This is a genomic window from Bradyrhizobium sp. STM 3557, assembly GCF_045571465.1.
In the GTDB taxonomy this organism is placed as follows: domain Bacteria; phylum Pseudomonadota; class Alphaproteobacteria; order Rhizobiales; family Xanthobacteraceae; genus Bradyrhizobium.
The window spans coordinates 5,718,938-5,740,137 of the sequence record NZ_CP120697.1 but is presented as its reverse complement, the minus strand read 5'-3'; the positions used below and the strand labels follow the sequence as shown (position 1 = coordinate 5,740,137).

General features: G+C 65.3%; 21 protein-coding genes. 6 read left to right on the top strand and 15 right to left on the bottom strand.

The genetic code is table 11. The features are described 5' to 3' along the window. Nucleotides 1-67: 67 nt before the first annotated feature. On the bottom strand, nt 68-1,318 hold the full coding sequence (egtB, locus tag P6U24_RS26520) for an ergothioneine biosynthesis protein EgtB (RefSeq protein WP_407155406.1): 1,251 nt from the start codon (nt 1,316-1,318) through the stop codon (nt 68-70). Nucleotides 1,319-1,587: 269 nt separating this feature from the next. Between egtB and grxD the strand changes: the two genes are divergently transcribed. Genes grxD through P6U24_RS26505 form a run of 3 tightly spaced genes read left to right on the top strand, consistent with a single transcriptional unit; the run spans nt 1,588 to nt 3,780 of the window. Then, on the top strand, nt 1,588-1,926 hold the full coding sequence (gene grxD / locus P6U24_RS26515) for a Grx4 family monothiol glutaredoxin (RefSeq protein WP_407155405.1): 339 nt from the start codon (nt 1,588-1,590) through the stop codon (nt 1,924-1,926). Further along, entirely contained in the window at nt 1,923-2,477 is a 555-nt protein-coding gene (locus P6U24_RS26510; protein ID WP_407160590.1) for an O-acetyl-ADP-ribose deacetylase, read from the top strand. The genes grxD and P6U24_RS26510 overlap by 4 nt, the downstream gene beginning before the upstream one ends. Nucleotides 2,478-2,520: 43 nt before the next feature. Next, nucleotides 2,521-3,780: a serine hydrolase domain-containing protein gene (locus tag P6U24_RS26505; RefSeq protein WP_407155404.1), complete on the top strand. Its 1,260-nt coding sequence runs from the start codon at nt 2,521-2,523 to the stop codon at nt 3,778-3,780. A 9-nt stretch (nt 3,781-3,789) separates the two neighbouring features. On the opposite strand, the gene P6U24_RS26500 is transcribed toward P6U24_RS26505, so the two are convergent. The 9 genes from P6U24_RS26500 to P6U24_RS26460 form a co-directional block, all read right to left on the bottom strand. Continuing rightward, the gene (locus tag P6U24_RS26500; protein WP_407155403.1) at nt 3,790-4,857 is read right to left on the bottom strand and encodes a threonine aldolase family protein; all 1,068 of its coding nucleotides are present in this window, start codon (nt 4,855-4,857) and stop codon (nt 3,790-3,792) included. Nucleotides 4,858-4,973: 116 nt separating this feature from the next. After that, on the bottom strand, nt 4,974-5,525 hold the full coding sequence (locus P6U24_RS26495; RefSeq protein WP_407155402.1) for a hypothetical protein: 552 nt from the start codon (nt 5,523-5,525) through the stop codon (nt 4,974-4,976). 184 nt (nt 5,526-5,709) lie between these two features. Further along, on the bottom strand, nt 5,710-6,327 hold the full coding sequence (gene rpsD / locus P6U24_RS26490; protein WP_407155401.1) for a 30S ribosomal protein S4: 618 nt from the start codon (nt 6,325-6,327) through the stop codon (nt 5,710-5,712). 265 nt (nt 6,328-6,592) lie between these two features. Beyond that, nucleotides 6,593-7,393: an acyltransferase gene (locus tag P6U24_RS26485; protein WP_407155400.1), complete on the bottom strand. Its 801-nt coding sequence runs from the start codon at nt 7,391-7,393 to the stop codon at nt 6,593-6,595. Nucleotides 7,394-7,699: 306 nt separating this feature from the next. Beyond that, complete coding sequence (locus tag P6U24_RS26480; RefSeq protein WP_407155399.1) at nt 7,700-8,473, bottom strand: HpcH/HpaI aldolase family protein; 774 nt, start codon at nt 8,471-8,473, stop codon at nt 7,700-7,702. Nucleotides 8,474-8,587: 114 nt separating this feature from the next. Beyond that, nucleotides 8,588-9,385 (bottom strand): glutamate racemase, encoded by a 798-nt coding sequence (gene murI / locus P6U24_RS26475; protein WP_407155398.1) that lies wholly within the window; start codon nt 9,383-9,385, stop codon nt 8,588-8,590. 771 nt (nt 9,386-10,156) lie between these two features. After that, nucleotides 10,157-10,807, bottom strand: coding sequence for a hypothetical protein (locus P6U24_RS26470; RefSeq protein WP_407155397.1), 651 nt, complete (start codon nt 10,805-10,807; stop codon nt 10,157-10,159). Between the two features lie 460 nt (nt 10,808-11,267). Then, nucleotides 11,268-11,789 carry a thermonuclease family protein gene (locus P6U24_RS26465; protein ID WP_407160589.1) on the bottom strand — a complete coding sequence of 174 codons (522 nt, stop codon included), beginning with the start codon at nt 11,787-11,789 and terminating at the stop codon, nt 11,268-11,270. A gap of 236 nt (nt 11,790-12,025) precedes the next feature. Beyond that, nucleotides 12,026-13,126, bottom strand: coding sequence for a D-alanine--D-alanine ligase family protein (locus P6U24_RS26460; protein WP_407155396.1), 1,101 nt, complete (start codon nt 13,124-13,126; stop codon nt 12,026-12,028). A gap of 269 nt (nt 13,127-13,395) precedes the next feature. Here P6U24_RS26460 and P6U24_RS26455 point away from each other — a divergent pair, with 269 nt between their 5' ends. Continuing rightward, nucleotides 13,396-13,524: a hypothetical protein gene (locus P6U24_RS26455; protein WP_407155395.1), complete on the top strand. Its 129-nt coding sequence runs from the start codon at nt 13,396-13,398 to the stop codon at nt 13,522-13,524. 69 nt (nt 13,525-13,593) lie between these two features. Here P6U24_RS26455 and P6U24_RS26450 read toward each other — a convergent pair whose 3' ends face one another. Beyond that, nucleotides 13,594-15,000, bottom strand: a complete 1,407-nt coding sequence (locus P6U24_RS26450) for a pyridoxal phosphate-dependent decarboxylase family protein (protein WP_407155394.1) — start codon at nt 14,998-15,000, stop codon at nt 13,594-13,596. Nucleotides 15,001-15,225: 225 nt separating this feature from the next. Here P6U24_RS26450 and P6U24_RS26445 point away from each other — a divergent pair, with 225 nt between their 5' ends. Beyond that, nucleotides 15,226-15,807 (top strand): bifunctional transcriptional activator/DNA repair enzyme AdaA, encoded by a 582-nt coding sequence (locus P6U24_RS26445; RefSeq protein WP_407155393.1) that lies wholly within the window; start codon nt 15,226-15,228, stop codon nt 15,805-15,807. 58 nt (nt 15,808-15,865) lie between these two features. Beyond that, a complete protein-coding gene (locus tag P6U24_RS26440) occupies nt 15,866-16,879 on the top strand; it encodes an NAD(P)-dependent alcohol dehydrogenase (RefSeq protein ID WP_407155392.1) in 1,014 nt (337 codons plus the stop codon). Nucleotides 16,880-16,881: 2 nt separating this feature from the next. On the opposite strand, the gene P6U24_RS26435 is transcribed toward P6U24_RS26440, so the two are convergent. The 4 genes from P6U24_RS26435 to P6U24_RS26420 form a co-directional block, all read right to left on the bottom strand. Further along, nucleotides 16,882-17,790 carry a DMT family transporter gene (locus P6U24_RS26435; protein ID WP_407155391.1) on the bottom strand — a complete coding sequence of 303 codons (909 nt, stop codon included), beginning with the start codon at nt 17,788-17,790 and terminating at the stop codon, nt 16,882-16,884. 233 nt (nt 17,791-18,023) lie between these two features. Then, nucleotides 18,024-19,196, bottom strand: coding sequence for a M20 aminoacylase family protein (locus P6U24_RS26430; protein WP_407155390.1), 1,173 nt, complete (start codon nt 19,194-19,196; stop codon nt 18,024-18,026). Nucleotides 19,197-19,346: 150 nt separating this feature from the next. Beyond that, a complete protein-coding gene (locus P6U24_RS26425; RefSeq protein WP_407155389.1) occupies nt 19,347-21,092 on the bottom strand; it encodes a CHAD domain-containing protein in 1,746 nt (581 codons plus the stop codon). Beyond that, on the bottom strand, nt 21,079-21,195 hold the full coding sequence (locus P6U24_RS26420) for a hypothetical protein (protein WP_407160588.1): 117 nt from the start codon (nt 21,193-21,195) through the stop codon (nt 21,079-21,081). The genes P6U24_RS26425 and P6U24_RS26420 overlap by 14 nt, the downstream gene beginning before the upstream one ends. Between the last annotated feature and the right edge of the window lie 5 nt (nt 21,196-21,200).

The following is a 21,200-nucleotide window of genomic DNA, read 5'->3' as shown; positions in this document are numbered from 1 at the left end:
TGAACGCGCTGATAGGCGCGCCTTGGTCGGAATTCAGCAGGTAGAACCATCAAAAGCGCAGAACACGTCAGACGTAGTCGGCGAGACGCAACCCGGTGAATTGCCAGCGGTGATGCGGATAGAAGAAGTTGCGATAGGTGATACGGCTATGGCCTTCCGGAGTTGCAAGCGATGAGCCGCGCAGCACCAACTGGTTGACCATGAACTTGCCATTGTACTCGCCAAGCGCGCCTTCGATGGCCCGGTAGCCGGGGTAGGGCGCGTAGGCGCTGCGCGTCCATTGCCAGACGATGCCGAAGGCGTCGTTGAGCTGGCCGCCACGCGCGGCCACCTCCCACTCCATCTCGGTCGGCAGGTGCTTGCCGCTCCAGCGCGCGAACGCATCCGCCTCGTAGTAGCTGACATGGCAGACCGGCGCGTTCGGGTCGACCGGCTTCAGACCGCCGAGCGTCATGATCTTCCACTCGCCCTCGACCTTGTACCAATGCCCCGGTGCCTGCCAGCCTTCCTTGGTGACGGTCGCAAAGCCGTCCATCAGCCACAGCGTCGCCGTCTGGTAGCCGCCGTCGTCCATGAAGGCGCGCCATTCGGCGTTGCTGACGAGATTGCGGGCAAGCTTCACCGGGCCGACCAGCGCGCGATGCGCCGGCTTCTCATTGTCGAAATGGAAGCTGTCATCGGCATGGCCGATGCTGTGGATGCCTTCCGGCAGCGTGACCCAGTCGTTGCCGCGGCTCGCATCCGGAAAGCGCCAGTTTGGATCATAGGCGGGCGCGGTCGGGTTCTGCGCAAAGGCATGCAGGATATCGGTCAGCATCAATTCCTGATGCTGCTGCTCGTGGTTGAGCCCGATCTCGACCAGCGGCGCGACCTTGTCCAGTGTAGCCGCATCGGCCTCACGCAGCAGCTTGACCATCGCAGCATCGACGTGACGCCGATAGGCGGTGACGTCCTCCACGCCGGGGCGGGTGATCAGGCCGCGTTCGCCGCGGGTGTGCCGCGGCCCGGCGCTGACGTAATAGGAATTGAACAGAAAGGCATAATCGGGGTGAAATGGGCGATAGCCCTTGCAGTGCTCGGAGAGCAGAAACTGCTCGAAGAACCAGGTGGTGTGGGCGCGATGCCACTTGGCGGGGCTCGCGTCCGGCATCGACTGGATGACCTGGTCCTCTGCACTCAGCGGCGCGGCCCGGCGTTCGGTCTCGCCGCGGACGTCAAGAAAGGAATCAACGAGAGTCTGGGCGAGAGTGCCGGACCCGGAGAAGAGCGAGGGGTCGGCAAGCGGGGCGGACGCCGCGGCGGAGGCTGGACTGGTCACAAGAGTCTCCGTTTGAAAGGAGAAAACGTTGTTCCGGGGAACAAGTTCCTGGGCAGTCCGTCCTAAATAGGGGCTTGGCTCCAGGATAAAACCCTCCCGCCCTGTATTATATTGTTGTCGTCAGGCTATGGTCCCAAGGGTCGCCGGGGCGTGTCCGGCCCATCCTTTGCATGCCTGATCCGCCGCATTTTACTTTGGCAGACCAACGGTTTGCGCTACATATAGCGTCAGTGACGCCGATTGACGCGCGCCCCAAGGGACATCAGAAAATGAGCATCGAGCAATTCATTGACAACGAAGTGAAGTCGAACGACGTGGTGCTGTTCATGAAGGGCACCCCGCAATTCCCGCAGTGCGGCTTTTCCGGCCAGGTCGTGCAGATCCTCGACCATGTCGGCATCGGCTATAAGGGCTTGAACGTGCTGGAATCCTCCGAACTCCGCAACGGCATCAAGGCCTATTCGAACTGGCCGACCATTCCCCAGCTGTACGTCAAGGGCGAGTTCGTCGGCGGCTGTGATATCGTGCGCGAGATGTTCCAGTCGGGCGAGCTGCAGCAGCTGTTTGCCGACCAGGGCATCCCGGTCGGCACCACGGCCTCCGCCTGAGCTGGCCTGTCCGAAAGATCGGCACGACCCGTTTCGAGGTCATCGTCGCCGATATCACCACGCTGCGCGTTGACGCCATCGTCAACGCGGCGAATACCTCGCTGCTTGGCGGGGGCGGGGTCGACGGCGCGATCCATCGCGCCGCCGGACCTGAGCTGGTCATGGAGTGCCGCATGCTTCATGGCTGCAAGACCGGCGATGCCAAGATCACCAGGGGATATCGGCTGCCGGCCAGCCATGTGATCCACACCGTCGGGCCGGTCTGGCAGGGCGGAGATCGCGGCGAGCCCGAGCTGCTCGCCTCCTGCTATCGCCGTTCGATCGAGCTCTGCCACAAGCACGGGCTTCGCTCCGCCGCATTTCCGGCGATCTCGACCGGCGTCTATCGTTTTCCCGCCGACCGCGCGGCCCATATTGCCGTCGCCACGACACTTGAGGCGATCCAGCCTGAGACGTCGCTAGAGCACATTGTTTTCTGCTGCTTCTCCGAGGACAGCGCCCACCTGCATGACCGGGCGCTGAGCGAGCTGATCGCCAATCGCACACGTTGAAATTCGCAGCGAGATTCTCGCCAACCAAAAGGCGGAGCAATCCATGATCGAACGGCTGATTTCCCGGCGGCGCCTGATCTCTTGTGCACTCGTCGCGTTGCTCACGGCGAGCGCCCATGCTGACAATTCCGCCACGGAAGCTGCCCGGACTCTCGATCCGCGACGGATCGAGCAAGTCGGCGATTATGTCCGGAGCGAGATCGCAGCCGGCCATCTTGCCGGCGCCGTCGTGCTGGTGCAGCAGCACGGCCGACCTGTGCTGCTGCAGGCCTTGGGCGTGCGCGATGTCGCCACACAGCTGCCGATGACACCGGATACGATCTTCCGCATTTATTCGATGTCGAAGCCGATCACCGCGGTTGCTGTGATGATGCTGGTCGACGATGGCAAGCTCCGGCTCGATGACCCCGTCGCGAAATACATTCCGGCCTTTGCCGACACGAAAGTCGCGGTGCTCGCACCCGACGGCAAGAGCGTGCGATCGTTCGAGCCGCTCGCGCGTCCGATCACGATCGAGGATTTGCTGCGCCATACCTCGGGTATCACCTATGGCTTCTATGGGGATACCGCCGTGCGCAAGCTCTACGCGGCCTCGAACCTGTTCGATGGCGACATCGACAACGCGACTTTCGTGGACCGCTTGGCCAAGCTGCCGCTGGCCGAGCAGCCCGGCACGTTGTGGGACTACGGCCATTCCTTTGATGTGCTCGGCCGCGTCGTCGAGGTGGTGTCGGGACAGTCGCTGTATGAGTTCGAGAAGCAGCGCTTGCTCGATCCGCTCGGCATGACCGAGACCGCATTTCATCTTGCCGACCAAAGCAAGCGGGACCGTGTGGCCGAGCCGCTGCCGCAGGATCGTTTCGACCGGCCGGTCGCGGGGCTCGATGATCCAATCCGGCCGCGAAAATGGGAGTCCGGCGGCGCCGGCATGATCGGGACCATCGGCGATTACGCGCGGTTCTTGCAGATGCTGCTCAACGGCGGAACGCTCGACGGCCGCCGCTATCTGAAGCCCGAGACGGTCGCGCTGATGACACGCGACCACTTGAACCCTGAGATCGCGCGCGACAACTTCTACTTTCCGGGGCCGAGAACCGGTTTCGGGCTCGGCTTCGCCGTGCGGACAGCGGCCACACCGCCATTCGCGGTCGGCGAGTATCGCTGGAGCGGCGCCGGCGGCACGTTCTTCCTGGTCGATCCACAAGACGACTTGTTCGTGATCGTCCTGGTCCAGGCGCCGTCACGGTTGGGCGAGAACGAGATCGAGGTGCGGCGCCTCGTCTATGAGGCGCTGGTGCCGTGAGCGGAAGGCTTATGCGGCTCGCACGATCTCCCTGACGTAGCCGATCGTCTCCTCGATCATCGCGGCCGTGACGTCGAGATGCGTGCAGGCGCGGATCCGGCCGTCCATCATCGCCAGCGACACGCCACGCTTGCGCAGCTCCGCGACCATCTTGTCGCCGGGAACGCCGGCGCCATCAGGCTTGAAGAACACCAGATTGGTCTCGGGCTCCTGCACCACGATGCCGTTGATCTGTGCCAGCCCGCGCGCGAGCGCTCGTGCATTGGCATGATCATCCGCCAGGCGCTCGACATGATGATCGAGCGCATAGACGCAGCCAGCGGCAACGATTCCGGCCTGCCGCATCGAGCCGCCGAGGCGCTGCTTCCAGCGCCAGACCTCGTCGATGAAGGCGGCGCTGCCCGCCAGCACGCCGCCGATCGGCGCACCAAGTCCCTTGGAGAAATCGATCCAGGCGGAATCCCATCCCTCGGTCATGTCGTGCGCCGGGATGCCGGTCGCGACCGTGGCATTGAGCAGCCGCGCGCCGTCCATATGCGTGATCAGGCCGTTCGCCTTGGCGATGGTGACGATCTCGTCGAGCGCGGCCTTCTTCCAGATCGTGCCGCCGCCGATATTGGCGGTCTGCTCGACGCTGACCAGCGTCTGCGTCGGCTGGTAGCGGGAGCGCGGATGCAGCGCCGCGCGGAACGTCTCCGGCGTGAATTGGCCGTCAGCACCCTTGAGCTGCGTGATCTGGAAGCCGCCGAGCGCGGCATGCGCGCCGCCTTCGCGCGAGATGATATGGGCGGTCTCGTGGGCGAGAAGCTCGTCTCCCCTGCGGCAATGCACGAGCGTGGCCGCGACGTTGCACATGGTGCCCGACGGCATGAAGACGGCTGCTTCCTTGCCGAGCAGCTCCGCGACGCGCGCACACAACAGGTTCACGGTCGGATCATCGCCGGTCTGCTCGTCGCCGACCTCCGCGCCTGCCATCGCCTCGCGCATCGCGGGCGTCGGCTTCGTCTGGGTGTCCGACAGCAGATTGATGCGAAGCGGCGGCGCGTTGGGATCGCGCGGAGGCGGGGTATAGAACATGAGCAGTCCTCGTTCGGGATCGCTTGGGCGATCGTGATCGCGAGGACCTTACTCAAATCCGGCGAGGGCGGCAAAACGCGATCGCATCCATCGCGTTTTGAAGATGTCGTGAGCGCTCAGGCCGCGAGCGGCGGATGCAGCCAGATGTCGGGACGGCGGGAGCGGGATGCGGGCATGAACGGCTCGGCAACGAGCGGCGGCGCCTCAGCGTAATCGAACACCCAGGGCTGCAGCGGACTTTGCCGCGAAGGGGAGAGATAGAAGGTGCCGGAAACGCCCGGCGGCCGCTGGTTTCGTACGTTCCAGGCGATGTTCAGCGCGGCCCAGCCGACCAGCATGGTCCGCCATTCGCTGGAAAGTTCGCGCTCATCATCGAAGCAGTGCAAGAGCTCCAGCGCGTTCGGATCGTAGGAGAGATTGGCGCCGGTGAAGGTCAGCCCGGTCTCGATGTGACGAATGACGAGGGCGGTGTCGTCGGTCTGAACGTGCCATTGCGAACGTTCGAGGATGTCGAAGACCGTCGAAGGAAAGAGACCGTCGTTGAAGCGGTAGAGAATTCCGGAGAGACGTCCGCGCAGCGGTGGCGCACGGAGCGGTGGCAAGGGAAGCGCGGTACTCGCGTGATCCGCGATCGCGCCGAAAACGATACTGCGCCTGTTAAACTCCATGGCGAACGCCCCATACTTACCCACGCGGACATTGAATCACGCCATGGTCTTGTTGTCAGCGGGGGGCAGATCGATTGTCGGGAACTGTGGCTTTCGGGAATCGGTGGTCGGAATGGAAAAAAGGCCCCGGCGTACCGGGGCCTTTCGGATTATCAGATAGGGTGGCGCGAACGCCGGATCAAGATCAGCGCGAATAGAATTCGACGATCAGATGCGGCTCCATCTGCACCGCGAACGGCACGTCGGCAAGGCCGGGGATGCGCACGAACTTCGCGGTCATCTTGGAGTGATCAACGTCGAGATAATCGGGCACGTCGCGCTCGGCGAGTTGGCTCGCCTCGAGCACGATGGCGAGCTGCTTGGAGGCTTCCTTGACCTCGATTACGTCGCCGACCTTAAGCTGATAGCTCGCGATGTTGACCTTGCGACCGTTGACCTTGATGTGGCCGTGATTGATGAACTGGCGCGCCGCGAACATGGTCGGCACGAACTTGGCGCGGAACACCGCGGCATCGAGCCGACGCTCGAGCAGGCCGATCAGGTTCTCGCCGGTGTCGCCCTTCATGCGGCCGGCCTCGACATAGACGCCGTGGAACTGGCGTTCGGAGATGTTGGCGTAATAGCCCTTCAGCTTCTGCTTGGCGCGGAGCTGCACGCCGAAGTCGGAGAGCTTGCCCTTGCGGCGCTGGCCGTGCTGGCCGGGGCCGTATTCCCGGCGGTTGACGGGGCTCTTCGGGCGGCCCCAGATGTTCTGGCCCATGCGGCGATCGATCTTGTATTTCGCCTCACTGCGCTTGGTCATCGCGTCCTCTTCAAGTCATACATTAGGGTTTGAGGAAACGCGCCCTCCTGTGTGCCCGGACATGGCCCCGGCACCGACAGGCCCAGCCCCCAAAGCATGAAGGGATGGGCCACGGGTCGCGAAACGCATCGCGGGCCGAAACGGCCCGCGAGCAGGGCGGTTTCTAGGGGCAAAACCGCCGCCTTGTCAAACCAATAGTCCCATTTCCGAGTCCGAAATCGCATCTGAACTGTCCGATTCGGCTCTCATGTCCCGAATCGGCGTTCTAAACCCCGACCGCCCGCACCGCCTTGTGCTCGTTCTTGGGCTCGGCTTTGGCCTCCGCCGCCCGGAGGGCGCGCAGCTCGGCCGTAATCTCTCCATTGAGCACCTGCTCCAGCCGGCCGAAAACCCGGGCGATCAGTGCCGCGTCGGTAACCCGGTGATCCCAGCGGATCACGACATCAATGCCGTGGTCGGGCCTGACGACGTCGAAGCTCAGGATATAGGGCCCCGGGCTCAGCGCATGCAGCCGGCCGCCGCCATAGGCAGCGACGCCGGTAACCGCGAAATTGCCGAAGAAATTGCCGCGCTGCCGGCCGCAATTGGTCCCGACGGCCCAGGCCAGCCGGCGCAGCGGCAGCGGCAGCCGCGTCGCCAGCATGATCTTGCGGAACATCGGCACCTCCGCGAACGGCGCCTCCTTGGCGGTGCGGATGACAGCATCGACCTCGGTCAGCGCGAGCTCGTCCGGGCGGCAGACCCGTTGCGGCAGCACGCAATGCTCGCCATCCTCGACCCGGGCGATTGCGACCATGGCGACGCTGCGCGGCAGCTCGTAGAAGCAGCGCCGCGGCCATTTGGCGTAGAGCGTGCGCAGGGCCGGCTCGTCGCGGGCGACAAGCGCGAAGGCCTTGACGAAGATCGCGGCATAGCCGGGCCGGCGGGCGAGAGCGGCCCGCGCCTCGATCAACGGGCGTATATGAAGCGTGCGGGCCAGCGACACGAATGGCACGTCGCGCGAAGCATGCATCAAATCGATGATCAGACGGCGCAACAGCGAGATGTTCTTAACCGTTCCGCGCATCGTCCAATCCGGCTTCCATCACCTTGTTCGATTGATCTTTAACTGCCCGCGTCTCCGGGCGCAGCCTGTCAGGCTTGGCTAGGGGCAGTCTATGGCGCCGACGAGGCAGGCAAGCAATCTCCGCCGCCGACGCTTGGCGTGGGATTGCCGGTTTCGTGCGCACCACGACCTTCGATGCGGCGAGCTGCCGCAATCCGAGTCCTCGCGGCCCTCCATGCCGCGAATATGAACGATCTGAGCGTTGGTTCCCCCAGGGCGGGACCATAACAGCGGTGCCTTCAGGCGCAAGGCCGGCCTGGTTGCGCGCTATCGCTTGATCCCCTCGAAGCTCGCGGCAATGCCGCGCTGAAACAGCGACCAGTCGAAGCCGAGCGCGATGGCGAGATAGCCGCGCGCGGTCATCGCATTGGCCTGTTCCGCCGTGCGCGCGGCGCCGCCGATCGGCACGCCGCTTTTCAGGATGCCGGCTTCGGCGCGCGCGATCAGGTCCTGCACCTCGGGATCATCGAGCTGGCCGCGCTTGTTCACCGAGGTGGCGAGATCGCCGGGCCCGATCACCGCGATATCGATGCCGGGCGTCGCCATGATCTCGTCGATGCGATTCACCGCCTCGACATGCTCGATGGTGATCATGCAGATCATGTCGTCGTCGGCGCTCGACATGTAGTCGGTCATCGAGACGTTCCAGCGGAACGGCGCGTGGAACGGGCCCCACAACCGCTCGCCACGCGGCGGATAGCGCACGCTACGCACCGCCTTCTCGGCCTCGTTGCTGTTCGAGATCATCGGGAAATTGATGCCGAGCGCGCCGATGTCCATCGGCGCCTTGGCGAGATGCGGCTCGTTCGCGGCGATGCGCACCAGCGGCACGCAGGGCGTCCCTGCGGTCGCCATGATCATGCCGTGCGCGGTGGAAAGGTCGATCGGCCCGTGCTCGAGATCGACGATGATCCAGTCGAGCGTTTGCGCCATGATCCGCACGGTCTGGATGCTGGGAATGGTGGCGATCGCGCCGAAGGTCGGGCGCTTGTCGCGCCAGGCCTGCTTCAGGCGATTAAGTGGCTTTGCGGCCTCTAGCATCGGCGGACTTGCTCCACTAGAGCATGATCCGGAAAAGTGGAAACCGGTTTTCCGAAAAGATCATGCTCAATCAAAGAGATTAGATCATGATGCGATTCCTTATCGCATCATGATCTACGCAGGCACCCGGCCGCCGAAATACGGTGTCAGCGCGCGGCTGAGATTATGCCGTTTGTTCGAGGTGAAGATCATGGTGGCGCCGGCCTCGTCGGCCTCCAGGCCCGGCGGTCCCAGCAGGTCGGAGACGCGGCGTGCGATGGCTGGCGCCGGGTCGATCCAGGCGACCGGCCATGGCGCGAGTTGCTTCAATCGATCGAGCAGCAGCGGATAATGCGTGCAGGCCAGCACCACGGTGTCGGTGCGCACGGCAGGATCTGCACCGTTGCCGACGAAGCAGGGCATGATCTCGGCCGCGATCGCATCGTCGGCTGCGCTCCCGCCACTGAGCGCCGCCTCGGCGAGCGCGGCGAGCTCGGGCGAGCCGACCAGCGTCACCTCGCAGCCGCCGCCGAAATCGCGAATCAGCGCACGAGTGTATTCGCGCGCCACCGTGGCCTTGGTGCCGAGCACGGACACGCGCTTGGTCGCCGACCCGGCGCAGGCCGGCTTGATGGCCGGCACGGTGCCGACGAACGGCACGCTGTAGGCGGCGCGCAGCGGCGCCAGCACCTGCACCGAGGCGGTGTTGCAGGCGATCACGACCAGATCGGGCCTGTGAGCTGCGATCAGATCGCCCATCAGCGGCACCACGCGGGCAACCAGCGCCTCCTCGGTGTGATGGCCGTAGGGGAAGAAGGCGTCGTCGGCGACATAGACGTAATGCGCGTCAGGCCGCGCGCCGACCACCTCGCGCAGCACGGACAGGCCGCCGAGACCGGAGTCGAAAACGAGAATCGTAGGGATATTTGGCACGCGGCGAGTGTAGCGGATCGGAGCGGGGGATTCAGTCGGTTTTTCTGCGGGGTTTGGGGTGAAGGACGGCTCTATCCTCGACTTCGATGTCGTCCCTGCGAACGCAGGGACCCATAACCACAGGCAGCCGTTGTTCAAGTGGGATATTCGACCAGCTGACGTCAAAACTCCGTCCTGTGAGTATGGGTCCCGGGTCGGCGCGCTGCGCGCTTGCCCGGGACGACAGCGGAGAGGGCGGCAAGACATGTGGCATCATCCTCGCGCCGCTTTCGCGCCGAGCTCTGTTCATCTTCCGCCCTCGGGTAGTGGAGGGCGCAGGGAAGGCCGGGTACCAGCTGATACCCGCGGTCCGCGTGCAGCAAAAAAGCACGCGGCAGAACCACAGGTACAGCCAAATAACCGGCCTTCCCTGCGCGATGGCTTTACGGCTTATACGCGCTCTCCTCGGGGACCGGCGTTCTTGCCCCCGTCGAACGCTGGACTCAAGGAGTCAGCGACCTTGGTCTCAGCACCGGGAGACCAGGACCACACGATTTCACCGTGCGCATCGTGCTGTTCGTCCGCGCGAAGAACCACGCTGCAGCCAGATGCGCCCACCGCATCCCGCGCTCAACGTTCGTGACGGTCGCGAAACGCCCCTCATCTCGAGGCGGGACGATGCACTATGGCACTAAATTCTGAAAAACGGAAGTAAAATGTTTCACCTGGGGCGATGGCGCGATCTGCTTGCAGGATTTCGAAAATCGTCCTTTCGGCGCCAGTGCTCCGAGTCTAGCGAGGCTCGTTCAGCTTCGACCACGCGGGTGCGTCCCAAAGTGTTGTCCATTCGCCGTTGCCGCATCCATCTTCCTGGATGTCGATATGAGTCAGAACAAATCCTATGCCGTCGCTGGCTCGTCCTGCATTATCGCCGAGGCTATAGATGTGGCGTAGCCTTGACGACGGGCACACATCCGAGCCGATTTCGGATTGCAAGGTTTCGCTATCCTTGTTCCAGGTGACGTAGCCTGGCCCGGAGGTCGTGCCGAAGCCTCTATTGATAGCAAAAAACGGCACATACATCACTCTTGGCTTCCTGATATTTGTAAGGTCGAAAATTTTGTGAGTTCCAAAGAGTGCTTCGCAATACACCAGTGCGAAGCGCTGATTGCTCATCCGAATGAAGCGAGTTGGAAAATCCTTGATTGCTCTCTCGTAGTGACACCCGGATTGCGCGGCAGCCTGTGCGAGTTGCCGGGGCAGCAGATGAGGATCGGAGACCTCAAACTCGGTTTGTCCTTTGAAGTCGACTCCGTCGAACTCACGCTGCTCGCTTTGGACGATATGAGAAGTGGCATGGTCTGCGGCGTTCATCGGCGCAAGCCATGAGCCGATCAGAGCAAGCGCCAAGACAATGTTGCGGACGAGCGTCGTTCTGCGCATGAGCCAGCCTCTTAAATTCCACCTGTCGAAGTCTATTTCGTGAGGTGGACAAAGCGAAGCGTGCAAACTATTTCAGACCATGATTTTCGTCGGTGGGCACGGCGACCCGCTGCATCTTCGGTCTGTCGGACCCGCCGGGCAAGGCGTCTTTGCCCACGCTACACCTGAGCCATGAGCTCCGACGGTCTTGGGAAGTTGTGGCGCGCCGAGTGCGTGATATGTACAAGTTTGCCGGTTAGATAGGCACGACGACGGCAAAGAAATTGCAACATCAGTCAGTAGGCAGCGAACGCACGCAGGGTGAGCCGCAGCAACGGGTGGTATCCTCGCTGCACTCCGCCGCTCTCCGCTCGTCGGCGTGAAGCTTGGTGTGGCACGTCCCCAAGAAGTGGGGCGCGAGATTGATCTTGATGGCAATCCGGCCGGAGGTCTTGACGAAGAGTCGAAATAGAAGCGCACGTCACCGCCATCCCGGCGTGCCGTCCGAGCACTCCGACACCCGTCCGCCGGCGGCATGCATGCAGGCGCGGTAGAATGACGGCTCGACGAAGCGGCCGGCCCAGATGCCGCGGCCGGCGCGGCGGGCGGCGAGCTGATCGGCGCCATAGTGGCCGTGCGAATATTGCGGCTCCTCGACCGCGAGCCCGCGCGATACCAGCATCTGACCGAGATCGACTTTGCCGACTGCGCAGCGGGCGACGATGCGGCCGTAGCGATCATCGTCGACCGGGGTGCAGCGCACGGTCTTGGCCCTGACGAAGGCGTCGAGCGTGTTGGCGGCCAATGCGCCGCATCGATAGGGACGGCGGTCGCGGCCGCGGCACAGCTGCGTGCTCTCGGGCGCATCGATCCCCCACAATCGGATGCGTTCGTCGTGGATGTCGAGCGTGTCGCCGTCGACGATGCTGACCTGTCCGACCAGGTCGCGGGCTGCGGCTGGCGCAGCAGAGATGATGATGACGAGAGCGCAGGCGAGGTGCATCAGTGGATTGGACAAATGTGCACCTCGAATGTTGGGCAGTGCGTTGGGGCGTGCGCGCCGAATCAGTTCTTTGATGCTGCCTGTCGGAATGCGGCCGATTTCCAGCTTGTCGAGTGCTTGGAGGGGGTACAGGTCTAACAATCTGAACTGAGCAAGCGTCTGCCCCTCACCCCAACCCTCTCCCCGTGAAGAACGGGGAGAGGGGGCGCACCGTTTCCTGTGCGACGGCTTCAGGCTCAGCGCTGGAAGCTGAGCTTCCTGATCCGCTGATGACGCGCCAGCGCGTGGGCGATCAGGGCGTCCATCAGCGCGGGCTGGGGCAGGCCGGTGGCCTCCCACATCTTTGGATACATGCTGATATTGGTGAAGCCCGGAAGCGTGTTGACCTCGTTGACGTAGACGTCCTCGCCGCTGACGAAGAAGTCGACCCGCGCGAGAGCCTCGCAGCACAACACGCCGAACACCTGAACCGCGAGCTTGCGGATGCGCTCGGCGAACGCCGGGTCCAGCTGCGCCGGTACGTGCAGCGACGCGCCATTGGCATCGGTGTATTTCGCCTCGTAGGAATAGAAGCCGTGGCTGCCGGCCGGGACGATCTCGCCGAGCTCCGACGCGCTGACCTTGCCGTCGGCCGTCTCCAGCACGGCGCATTCGATCTCGCGCACCGGCGCGATAGCCCGCTCGATCAGGATCTTGCTGTCGTAGCGCAGCGCGAGGCGGCAGGCGGATTCGAACTCATCGGCACTGCGCGCCTTGGAGATGCCGACCGAGGAGCCGAGATTGGCCGGCTTGACGAACAGCTCGCCCGCGCCGATCGCGCGGACCGCATCTTCATAGGCGATCGGCGCTGATGCCGTCATCGCCACGTAAGGCACGATCGGCAAACGGGCGTCGCGCAGCAGCCGCTTGGCGACGTCCTTGTCCATCGACGCCGCCGATCCCATCACGCGGGCGCCGACATAGGCGACATCAGCCAGCTCGAGCGCGCCCTGCACCGTGCCGTCCTCGCCATTGGGGCCGTGCAGGACCGGAAAGATGACATCGAAGGCCAGCTCGCGCAGCGGCGCGCCGTCCTGGACCACCAGAGCGCGGCCGCCGCCGCCCGGCAGCAGCGCGAGCTGCGACCCGTCTGAGGGAACGACCAGCGCGGAGGTGTTCCTGTCATCGGACGCATCGGCGAGGGTCCAACGGCCGTCGCCGGTGATCCCGATCAGCGTGATCTCATAGCGATTGGGATCGAGGGAGCGATAGATATTGGCGGCCGAGGCCCGGGAGACGTCGTGCTCGGCGGAGCGCCCTCCGAACAGGATCGCCACTCTGGTCTTGTGCTGGGACATGGTCTCGATCTGCATTGCGGTGCACAGACGGGTTTACAGGCAAAAGCGGCACGATTGAAGGCTATTGCCGCTCTCGGTAGCCGTCACGTCTGGGCACGCGTCATGGGCCGCGGATCGCATCCGCAGCCCGCGAGACGGTCTCTTGGGGATGAGGCGGCTGGTTGGTGCTGGAACGGGGACTGCGCCAGAAAAGGTTCCAGAGTTCGGCATTTTATTGTCATGCGCGCCATAATGTTGAAACTATCGGGAGGTCTGGACGTACCTCCGCGATGCATCGACGCGACATCATCATGGTCCTGGCAATGCTGCTGCTGACGATTGCCGTCACGTGGGCCGGTACCGATTATGTGGTCAGGCAGGTGGTGTTGCCGCTGGTCGAGGACGAGCCGGCGCCGTGAGGCCGGCGAATCCGGCGGCAGGCCCGTGGGAATGAGACCTGCGGCCGAAATCGTTCGCAATCCGAACATCTATCCCAGTGCGCGCCGCGCCGCCGCGACGGCGCGATCGACGTCGTCCGTACCTGTTTGCCAGTTGCAGATGGAGACGCGCATGCAGCGTCTGCCGCGCCAGGTGGTGCCGCCGAAGAAGGCCTCGCCCGAGGCCGTTATGCGCGCGATGACCGCATCGGTCTGGCGATCATGATCCTGCTCGGTGGCCCCCGAATGGGGGCTGAGGAAGCGGACCAGGCCCTGGTTGATGACCGGCTCCCAGACGACTTCCGCGCCGGGCAGGCTGCCGATGCGTGTCACCAGCGCATGGGCATGGGCGCAGCAGCGCTCGACCAGCGCGGCGACGCCGGCACGGCCGAGCTGGCGCAGCGCCGCATAGGTCGGAACGCCGCGGCCGCGCCGCGACCACTCCGGATTCCACTCGATCTGGTCGCGCGCATCATCGACGAATTGGGTGTAGCTGGTGCGATGCGAGAAGGCGCTGCGATGCGCATCGGTATCGGCGACGAAGGCGTAGCCGCAGTCGAACGGCGTGTTGAGCCATTTGTGGCCGTCATTAGTCCAGGAATCCGCCAGCTCGACGCCTTGCAATAAATGCCGATGGTTCGGGCTGGCCGCGGCCCACAGGCCGAAGGCGCCGTCGACATGGACCCAGGCGCCAAAGCGGCGCGCGATCGGGATCAGCTCGGCAAAAGGGTCGAAGGCCCCGATGTTGAGGTCGCCGGCCTGCAGCACGACGATGGCCGGCTGCGAACCATTTTCCAGCGCCTGCGCCAGCGTCTCGGGGGCGAGCCGTCCATCGATATCGCAGGGCAGGGCCGTGACCGCGCGTTTGCCGAAACCGAGCATGCGGACGGCCCGCTCGACCGAGCCATGGCGCTCGCTGCTGGTGAGGACGCGGACGGCGGGAGCGCCGAACAAGCCTTGCTCCTCGCCGTTCCAGCCGGCCTGCTTCAGCAACCGATGCCGCGCCGCGGCAAGGCAGGTGAGGTGCGCCATCTGCGTGCCGGTGACGAAGGCAAAGCTCGCCGTCTGCGGCAGGCCGAACAGCTGCTTGAGCCAGCCACCCGCCACCTCCTCGATCACGGCCTCCGCCGGACCGCAGGCGTGGATCGCGCCGTTCTGGTCCCAGGTCGAGACCAGCCAGTCCGCTGCGAGCGCCGCGGGCAGGGTGCCGCCGATCACCCAGCCGAAGAAGCGGCCGCCGTTCGAGCCAAGGATTCCGCCCGCTGCATCGCGCACGAGATCGTCGATCACCGCTGCCGGGTCGGTGCCGTGCTCCGGCAGCGGTTGCGCAAAGCGTGCGCGCAGCGTGGAGAGATCCGCGGTGGCGTTGACCGGTGCAGCGTCGGCGGACGAGAGATGATGGAGCGCATGACTGACGGCGCGTTCCAAAGCTGGCTTGAAAAGGTCGCTGCTCGACATTGTCATTCTCAGAGTGACGTGGATCGCGCTTGAGGTAACATCGCGCAGCGATCGCGGCTCGCCGGAATCGGACTCGGTCGTCGGTGTTTTCACTCGCTGTCATCGTCCGCGAAGGCGGACGATCCAGTATCCAGAGGCAGTTGTGATTGAGCCGATAAGCCGCGGCGTACTGGATGCCCCGCCTGCGCGGGGCATGACGGGGGATTTGAGGATGCTGCACGCGCCATGACGCCTGACATCAGCGAATGCGAACGGGCGCGGGTGGCGCGGGACAGCCGTTACGACGGCCGCTTCTTCATCGGCGTGCGGACGACGCGGATCTATTGCCGGCCCGTGTGCCCGGTGCGGCCGGCGAAGGCGGCCAATGTCAGCTTCTATCCATCGGCGTCCGCAGCCGAAGCCGCCGGCTTCCGTCCCTGCCTGCGTTGCCGGCCCGAGACCGCGCCGTTCTCGCCGGCCTGGCAGGGCACGCGCACGACAGTGGCGCGGGCGCTCCGCCTGATCGATGACGGCGCGCTTGATGACGGCAGCATCGATGAGCTAGCCGCGCGGCTGGGCATCGGGCCGCGGCATCTCGACCGGCTGTTTCAGCGCCATCTCGCCGCGAGCCCGATCCAGGTGGCGCAGACGATCCGCGTGCAGCGCGCCAAGCGGCTGCTCGACACGACGGACTGGCCGATGACCGAGATCGCGCTGCAGGCCGGCTTCGGCAGCTTGCGACGCTTCAACGCCGCTTTTGCCGCGATCTACCGGCGGCCGCCGAGCGATCTCAGGCGGCGCGGCGCTGCCGATCGGCGCTCAGCTTGATCCTCACTGCGAACCGCGCCAGGATGTCGACAAATCAGACAGCGCGGAGGAGCGGCCGGTGAAATGCTATGAGCTGCAGGGGCCGGGCGGGATCGACGCGCTGGCGCTGGTCGACAAGCCCATTCCGCAGGCCCGCAAGGGCGAGCTCTTGGTGCGGCTCACGGCCGCGAGCCTGAACTATCGCGATCTGCTCACCGTGAAGGGCGGCTACGGCTCGCGGCAGAAATTTCCGCTGGTGCCGTGTTCCGATGGCGCCGGCGTGGTCGAGGCGGTCGGCGAGGGCGTGCGCGGCTTTGCGATCGGCGATCGCGTCCTCGGCAGCTTCTTCGAGGGCTGGCTCGGTGGCGAGCCGAGCGAGGCCAAGATGCGCAGCGCGCTCGGCGGCGCGGTCGACGGCACATTGAGCGAATATCGCGTGTTTCGCACTGACGCCGTGGTGAAGACGCCGGCGCATCTCACCGACATCGAGGCGGCGACGCTGCCATGTGCCGGGCTCACCGCCTGGAGCGCGGTGGTCAAGCTCGGCAACATCAAGCCGGGCGCGAGCGTGCTGACGCAAGGCTCGGGCGGCGTCTCCATCTTCGCGCTGCAGATCGCAAAGCTCTGCGGCGCACGGGTGATCGCGACCTCATCGAGCGAGGCCAAGATGGCGCGGCTGAAAGAGCTTGGCGCCGATGTCACGCTGAACTACAAGACGACGCCCGATTGGGGCAAGCGGGCGCGCGAGATCACGGGCCATGGCGTCGATCTCGTGGTCGAGGTCGGCGGCGTCGGCACGCTGAACGAGTCGATCCGCGCGACGCGCATCGGCGGCAGCATCGCCTTCATCGGCGTGCTCGCCGGCCCACCTCCGGCGGAGCTGCGGCTGCCGCTGATGGTGATGCAGCAGCAGCGGCTGCAGGGCGTCACGGTCGGCTCGGTCGAGGACCTCCAGGCGTTTTGCGACGCGCTGGCGCTGCATGGCACGAAGCCCGTGATCGATCGGGTGTTTCCGTTCGACCAGGTGAAGGAGGCGTTCCATCACATGGCGAGCGGCGCCCATTTCGGTAAAGTGGCGATTGCGATCGGGTGATTTCAGCTCGCAGGCGCTGTGACTGTCTTGCGCGCCGGCAGCGTCATTGCGATGACGCCGGCTACGACACAGCCGAGCCCGAGCCAGGCGGTCGGCGACAGGCGTTCGCCCAGCGCGAGCACGCCGATGGCGACCCCGATCGGCACCCGCAGATAGGATTGCGCGGTGGCCCCGACCGAGCCGAGCGTCTGCACCAGGCGGAAGTAGATCACCAGCGCGAGCGCGGTAGAGATGGTCGCCAGCGCCAGCAGCGCCTGAAGCGATGCCGCTGATGGCGCCAGTGTCCAGGGACGGTCGACCACCAGCGCCGCCGGCAGCAGCACCGCGGTGCCGGCCAGCAGCGAGCCCGCCGCCGGCAGCATGGGATCGAGGCCTTTGAAGCCCCTGCCGTAGATCGCCGCACCCGCATAGCAGATGGTGGCGGCGACGATCGCGAGCTGGGCCCAGAGCGCTTCGCCGAGCCCGTGCAGCGCCTCGACGCCCACCAGCAGACAGACGCCAAGAAGGCCCGCGGCGACGCCGACAAGCTTGCTCATTGTTGCCGCCTCATGGCGCGTCACCAGCGCGGTCAACAGGAACGCGAAGATCGGCGAGGTCGAATTGAGGATGGTGGCGAGCCCGGCGTCCACCGCCTGCTCGGCCCAGGCGATCAGGGTGAAGGGGACGACGCTGTTGAGGCAGGCCTGCAGCAGGAAGCGACGCCAGGTCGCGGCATCGCGCGGCCAGGCAAGGCCACGGACGCGGATCACCGCGGCGAGCAGAAGCCCCGCGATCAGCGTGCGTGACGCGATCAATGTCAGCGGCGGGATGGTGGCGACGCCGAGCTTGATGAAGGTGTAGGACGCGCCCCACAGCGCGGAGAGCAGGAGGAGCAGCGCGAGCTCGGTCGCGACATTGGGTCTTGCGGTCATGACGCCTCGCAGGATCGGGAGCAGCGGGTTCCGCTCTCCCTAATCCCGCACGGTGGCTACATGTTTCGATGTCGGGCGAACTGTCGTAGTTGTCGTCATTGCGAGCCAACGGGTCCGCGCGAACGCGCGGCCCGATGACAGGCTCCGCGAAGCAATCCGGAAATCTTCGTGTTGTGCTGGATTGCTTCGTCGCCTTCGGCTCCTCGCAATGACGATAGCAGGGTTTGAGCTACCTAATTTGCCGGCATGCTCTTTTCGACCAGGCGCACCCAGAAGGAGGCGCCGGTGGCGAGCACGTTGTCGTTGAAGCGATAGGCCGGGTGGTGCAGTTCGTTGCCCTCGCCGATGCCGAGGAAGACGAACGCGCCGGGACGCTCCTCCAGCATGAAGGAGAAGTCCTCGCCGCCCATCCGCGGCAGCGCGCGCTCGTCGACGCGCTCGCTGCCCGAGATGTCGCGCGCCACCTCGGCGGCGAACGCGGCCTCGCGCGCGTGGTTCATCGTCACCGGATACATTCGCGTATAGACCGTCTCGGCGCTGCCGCCATAGGCGCGCGCGGTGGCGTCCGCGACCTCCGCGATGCGCTTCTCGACGAGATCGCGGATCTCCGGGTGCAGCGTGCGCACCGTGCCCTTCATCTCGACCGTCTCGGGGATCACGTTGAACGCGGTGCCGCCATGGATGGCGCAGATCGAGATTACGGCGGACTGCAGCGGATCGACGTTGCGGGCGACGATCGACTGCAACGCGTTGACGATTTGCGCCGCGATCAGGACGCTGTCGACCGCCTTGTGCGGCCCGGAGCCGCCATGGCCGCCCTTGCCAGTGACCTTGATTTCGATCGCATCCGCCGAGGCCAGCATCGCGCCGTGCGAGAGCGAGAAATTGCCTTCGGCAAGTCCCGGCATGTTGTGCATGCCATAGACCTCCTGAATGCCCCAGCGGGTCATCAGGCCGTCGTCGATCATGGCCTTGCCGCCTGCGCCGCCTTCCTCGGCCGGCTGGAAGATCACGATCACGGTGCCGTCGAAATTGCGGGTCTCGGCGAGATGCTTGGCGGCGCCGAGCAGCATGGCGGTATGGCCGTCATGCCCGCAGGCATGCATCACGCCAGGGTTCTTCGAAGCGAAGGGCACGCCCGAGGTTTCCAGGATCGGCAGCGCATCCATGTCGGCGCGCAGCCCGATCACCTTGCCGGACGATGCGTTGCGGCCGCGGATCACGCCGACCACGCCGGTCCGGCCGATGCCCGTGACGACCTCGTCGCAACCGAAGGCCCGCAGCCTGTCGGCGACGATGCCGGCGGTGCGATGCACCTCGTAGAGCAGTTCGGGGTGTTCATGGAAGTCCTGGCGCCAGGCGGCCATTTCGTCGGAGAGCGCGGCAATGCTGTTGATGACGGGCATGAGAGGGGAATGAACTCGCTGTGTGGAATGGAGGGCCTTCGGATGCGCGCCAGTGTGCCGTCGCCAGAGCGGCAGCGGCACGAGGCGACCGGGCACTATCGCCCGCTCGTCGGACCATAGCAAGTTGGCCCAGAGGCAAGTTCCGGGCCGTCAAGCCTCGCTTGCAGACGACCAGGGCGGCGTGGCGTGGGCAAAGCCGCGCCAGGCCTCGCGCAACGCGGCTTCCACGCCGTTCATCGCATGCGCCTGCCAGCCGGTGATCGCCGCGGCCGCGATGGCGCCGTCGGTCGAGTCCGCGCCCAGTCCTGCGAGCAGCCGCGTGGTGGTCGCCATGTCGTTGTAGCCACCGAGCTGTTGCTGCAAGGCGGCGAGCCTGCGGGCGTATTTCCGCGCCGGCTTGCGATCGCTGTAGAGCGGCAGCAGGAAGTCGACGCTGTAGCGCAGCTTCTTCAGCGCAAGCCGCAGCTTGTGGCGCTGCTCCGGTGTGAGCGACTTGAAGTGTCGGCCGCGCTTTTGCACCTTGGCATGCCGTGCCTGCAGCACGGTGGCGGCAAAATCGATCGCGGGCTGGGCCAATTGCCCCAACGTCTCCGGCGAGATGTCGCTGCGCCAGCCGCGCGTCTCGATCCATTCGCCGAGCCCCAGCAGGAACGATGTCGCGCGGCGGTCGGACAGCGCAGCACGGATCCGGCGATAGGCGGTGGTGCGGTGCCGCTCGGCGATCTCGCCCAGCGCCGCAAAGCCGCCGAGCGAGGGGCAGGCCTTGGCAACGACCGGCAGGGTCTCGGTCTGGAACACGTCCCAGTCGCGCGCCGCGGACAGGCTCTGCGCCAGCCAACGTGCGTCCGATCGCAGGCTCTCCAGCCGGCTCCAGGCGCCGATCGTGTGCATCAATTGCAGCGCGGCGCGCAGGCGGCGTAGCGCGACCCGCAGCTGGTGCACGCCTTCGACATCGCGGCCGTCCTCGGCCGCCGGAATGGATTGGAGCAAGTGGGTGAAGCAGCCGCGCAGCACGACCGCAAAGCTCTCGTCGAGCGAGACGGCGGGATCGAGGCTGAGCTTGCGCGGCTTCTCGGCTGTGGGCGCGCGATGGGCGGCGAGATCGAAGCCGCGCGCGGACTTGGCATGGATCGAGGGACGCAGCGGACCGTGCTCGGCGAGCCGCCGCGCGATCTCGTAGATCGCCACGGTGCTGCCGCTCTTCAACTCGAGCTCGATCTCGTTGACAGGCAGCGTGCGCTCGCCTGCGGTGATGACACCCTGATCGAACGCGACCTCGACGGTTCCGGTCGGCAGATCGAGCAGCCGCTGATGACGATGGATGTCGGAGACGAAGACGGTCTCGAGCTTGTCCTCTGTCAAGCCGTCGCGCAGCCTCGCTGGGATGAACGGCAGCGCCAGTGCCAGATCGGGCTGAAGCGATGAGACGCTCGCCTCCCACTCGCCGCGCCGCAGCGGGTTATCGGTCTCTTGGGTTTCCTGCGTCTTCACGGTCTGCACGAAACGGCTGCCGATCTGCCGGACCCGCAAGGTGAGGCCGTTGCGCCAGAGCAGGCGCTTTCGCGTGTCGTAATAGACGGATTTCAGATGCCAGCGTGCGCCCTTGTTGCGGGCATGGGCCGTGATGACCGGGGCGTCGTCGAAATCGGCCAGCCGCCCCGGCTCGACCAGGAGCTTGAGCTCGATCTCATTGCCTGGCGGCACCTCGGGCAGCACGAGCTCGGGAGCCGGTAGGGCACTCGGCGCGTCCGGCCGCAGCGCCGTCACATTCCGATCGGTATCGGCAACAACCGGACCCTCGATCTCTTTGCGCACCGCGGCTGCTGACGTGCGGCCGGGCCCGACAGCAAGACGCCCGTTGCCGCGGGCCAACGCAGTCGCATCAGACTCCCGCATGTCGTCCATCGATTACAGTTTTATGACAGAGCTCGACCATAACCGATGCAGCGGACGAGGAACAGTGGGAAGCGAATGACCGATTGCGTGCAGCATCGCGCATGCGCT